At 70.0% G+C, this 3,805-nt stretch carries 3 protein-coding genes; 1 reads left to right on the top strand and 2 read right to left on the bottom strand.

The window, feature by feature from the left end:
* Window positions 1-24 precede the first annotated feature (24 nt).
* Window positions 25-1,401 (bottom strand): FAD-dependent oxidoreductase, encoded by a 1,377-nt coding sequence (locus ACWGI8_RS41190; RefSeq protein ID WP_453668576.1) that lies wholly within the window; start codon window positions 1,399-1,401, stop codon window positions 25-27.
* Window positions 1,402-1,462: 61 nt separating this feature from the next.
* Window positions 1,463-2,128, bottom strand: a complete 666-nt coding sequence (locus ACWGI8_RS41195) for a DUF305 domain-containing protein (RefSeq protein WP_453668577.1) — start codon at window positions 2,126-2,128, stop codon at window positions 1,463-1,465.
* Window positions 2,129-2,193: 65 nt separating this feature from the next.
* On the opposite strand from ACWGI8_RS41195, the gene ACWGI8_RS41200 reads away from it, so the two are divergent.
* On the top strand, window positions 2,194-3,693 hold the full coding sequence (locus tag ACWGI8_RS41200; RefSeq protein WP_453668578.1) for an LVIVD repeat-containing protein: 1,500 nt from the start codon (window positions 2,194-2,196) through the stop codon (window positions 3,691-3,693).
* Window positions 3,694-3,805: the final 112 nt, after the last annotated feature.

Here is a 3,805-nt window from a genome sequence, read left to right on the forward strand (position 1 = left end):
CCTCGAAAGACTGCCCGACAGGTCCTACGCCGCAGGCAGCTGCGGCGCGCCGGCGCCGAGCGCCGCGTGCAACAGCCCCGGCCAGTCGGGGATCTTCACCGAGCGGCGCCCCAGCGACCGGCCAAGCTCCGCCTCGGCCTCCTCGATCGCCAGCCAGCCCGGCCACTCGACCGGATGGAGGCCCGACTCCCGCAGCGCGGCGAGGGGTTCGCCCCTGAGCGGGCGAGCCGACAGCTCGGCGGCGTCCGCGAGCAGCGAGTTCACCGTCTCCTTGGCGCAGGACCTGTTCGTGCCGATCACTCCGGTGGGTCCGCGCTTGATCCAGCCGGCCACGTACTCACCGGGCGACGGCGCCCCGTCCCGCAGTATCCGCCCCGCCGCGTGCGGCACCGTCCCGCGGTTCGCGTCGAACGGCAGCCCGTCGAGCGGCACTCCGCGATAGCCGACGGCCCGCAGCACCAGCTGTGCCTCGATCTCCTCGTACGTCCCCGTGCCGCGCACACCGCCCGCGCCGTCCGGCACGGTGTGCTCGAAGCGCACCCCGCCCACCCGCCCGTCGGCCTCGAGCAGCTCCACCGGACGCAGGAAGAACCGCAGCCTGATCCGGCGTGTCCGCTCCCGCGCCGGGTCCTGACCGGCGGCCGCCCAGCCCCGTACGACTTCGACGTTGCGTCGGTTCACCGCGGGCAGGCCCGACGGGTCGGCGAAGCCGGGGTCCGGCGCGAGGTCGGACGGCTCCACCTCCACCCCGGCGTCCGGCAGCCCGCCCAGTTCGCGCAGCTCCTTCGTGGTGAACTTCGCCTGGGAGGGCCCGCGCCGTCCGACCATGTGCACCTCGCGCACCCGGCTGCCGGCCAGCGCGCCGAGCGCGTCGTGCGGCACATCGGTCGGACGCAGCTCCGCCGCGCCACGCGCGAGGATCCGTGTGACGTCGACGGCCACATTGCCGACCCCGATGACCACCGCGGACCGGGCGCCCAGGGCGAAGCCGCTTCCGGCCGCGTCCGGGTGTGCGCTGTACCAGGACACGAACTCGGTGGCCGAGTAGCTGCCGGGGAGGTCTTCGCCCGGCACGCCGAGCCTGCGGTCCCTCGCGGCCCCGACGCAGTACACGACCGCGTGGTACAGCTCCAGCAGCCGTGCGGGCGCCGGCCCCCGGGAGCCCACCTCGACATTGCCGATGAAGCCGATCCGCTCGTCCTCCAGGACCGTCCGGAGGTTGTTCTGCAGGGACTTGATCTTCTCGTGGTCGGGCGCGACTCCGTACCGCACGAGCCCGTAGGGGCACGGGAGCCGGTCCAGCACGTCGACATGGACATCGGGTACCAGGGACTGCTGGACAAGGGCCTGGGCGGTGTACACCCCGCTCGGGCCAGAACCGACGACGGCGACTCGAAGCACGGTTGCGCTCCTTCCCGCAGGGTGCCTCCAGCATTGCACTCGGCGCGGCGCCCGGGGAGTCTCACATCGCGCGCATACGGCTGATCTCAGCCGTCTGCTGTGCGACCACGTCGTTCGCCATCTCCTCCACCGCGACGTTGTTCCCCTCGGAGAGCGCATTCGACGCCATCGTCACCGCCCCCTGGTGGTGGGTGATCATCAGCTTCAGGAACAGCTCGTCGAAGGCCTTGCCCTTCGCCGCCCGCAGCTGTGCCAGCTGCTCCGTGGTCGCCATCCCGGGCATCGACGCGTGCGTGTGCGCGCCGTGAGGTTCCCTCGCCGCGGCGGCGGCGTTGGCCTTCAGCCACCCCTGCATGGCACCGATCTCCGGCTGCTGTGCGGCGGCGATCCGTTCCGCGAGCCGCTTCACCGGGTCGCTGCCGGCCCGGTCCGGCGCCAGGCCGGTCATCTCCAGGGCCTGGCCGTGATGGGTGATCATCATCCGGACGTACTCGACGTCCGCCGAGTTGGGGCTGTCGTCCGGCGCCGCCATCTTGGCCTCTTCGGGCGACAGCGTCTTCGCGGGCTCGCCCGGCTTGCCGGGGGCCACGACGGAAGGGCCGCCGGCACTCCTGCCCCGAGTGGGGCCGTCGGACCCCGACTCGCAGGCGCCCAGGGCGAGTACGGCGGCCGCGACCGTCGCCGTGATTCCGATGACGTGCCTGTTGCCATCTTTTGATATGGGCATGCTAAGGACGATACTGCCCCGGGCGGTACACCGTTCAACCACGAGCGGAACCAAGGGAGGACGCAGTGACCCCGTTGCACACCACCCGCGTGCGGCGCAGACGTCTGGGCGTGGCGGCAGCCGCGGCCGGGCTGCTGGCCACACTGCTGGCGGCCGGACCCGCGGCCGCCACACCGGACCCGGGAGACGCCCCGAACCAGGGGACCGTCTCCTCGGCACGGACGGCCGAGGCCGAGGCCGCGATCGCGAGCGGCGAGATACCCGGCGTGGACGAGGAAGTCCACAGCGACAACATCAGACATGTCGTCAGCATCCCCAAGGAGGCCCTCCAGGGCGTCAACTCCGATCTGGCCTTCCAGGGCAAGTACGCCTTCGCGGGCAATTACGACGGCTTCCGTATCTTCGACATCAGCAATCCGAAGGCCCCGAAGACCGTCGCCCAGGTCCTGTGCCCCGGATCGCAGAACGACGTCTCCGTGTCGGGGAATCTGCTCTTCCTCTCCACCGACTCCTCCCGCAGCGACAACTCCTGCGCCAGTACGACACAGCCGGCGACGGAGAAGTCGTCCTGGGAGGGCATGAAGATCTTCGACATCAGCGACAAGAGCAACCCGAAGTACGTCGCCGCTGTCGAGACCGCGTGCGGCTCGCACACGCACACCCTGGTGCCCGAGCGGCGCAACGTCTACATCTACGTGTCCTCGTACTCGCCCAACGCCGCCTTCCCGGACTGCCAGCCGCCGCACGACGGAATCTCCGTCATCAAGGTGCCGCGCAACGCCCCCGAGAAGTCCGCGATCGTGAACTTCCCCGTACTGTTCCCGGGCGAGGGCCCGGACGGCGGCGGCAACCCCGGCGGTCCCACCAACCCGGGCGTCTCCAAGACCACCGGCTGCCACGACATCACGGTGCTGCCCTCCAAGGACCTCGCCGCGGGTGCCTGCATGGGTGACGGAATCCTCTTCGACATCAAGGACCCCGAGCACCCGAAGGTCATCGACCAGGTCCAGGACAACGTCAACTTCGCGTTCTGGCACTCGGCGACGTTCAGCCAGAACGCCGACAAGGTCGTCTTCACCGACGAGCTGGGCGGCGGCAGCGGTGCCACCTGCAACGCGGTGATCGGACCCAACCGCGGAGCCGACGGCATCTACGACATCGTCGGCAAGGGCGACCGGCGCAAACTGGTCTTCCGCAGTTACTTCAAGATCGACCGTCACCAGGCCGACACCGAGAACTGCGTGGCCCACAACGGCTCGCTGATCCCGGTCAAGGGCCGCGACATCATGGTCCAGGCCTGGTATCAGGGCGGGGTCTCGGTGTGGGAGTTCACCGACTCGGCCAAGCCCAGGGAGATCGCGTACTTCGAACGTGGTCCGCTCGCCACCGACCGCATCGTCACCGGCGGCTCCTGGTCGGCGTACTACTACAACGGCTACATCTTCTCGAACGACATCGCCAAGGGCTTCGACGTCCTGAAGCTCGACGACCGCCGTACCGACCCGGCGAAGCGGGTCCGGATGCACGAGCTGAACGTGCAGACGCAGCCGGACTACTTCGATTAGGCGGTCCAGGCGGTCCAGTCGGATCAGTCCGACGCAATCGACGACTGGTCAGCCCCGCTGAGGCGCTGTTCCGAGCCGTTGTGACGCTTCCCGCCCGGCGGCGCCTCGCCGG

The sequence above is a fragment of the Streptomyces sp. NPDC054841 genome (genome assembly GCF_053611045.1).

Coding starts and splice junctions, on each gene's coding strand:
- ACWGI8_RS41195 (WP_453668577.1), bottom strand. CDS start 2,128: ATGCCCATATCAAAAGATGGCAACAGGCACGTCATCGGAATCACGGCG.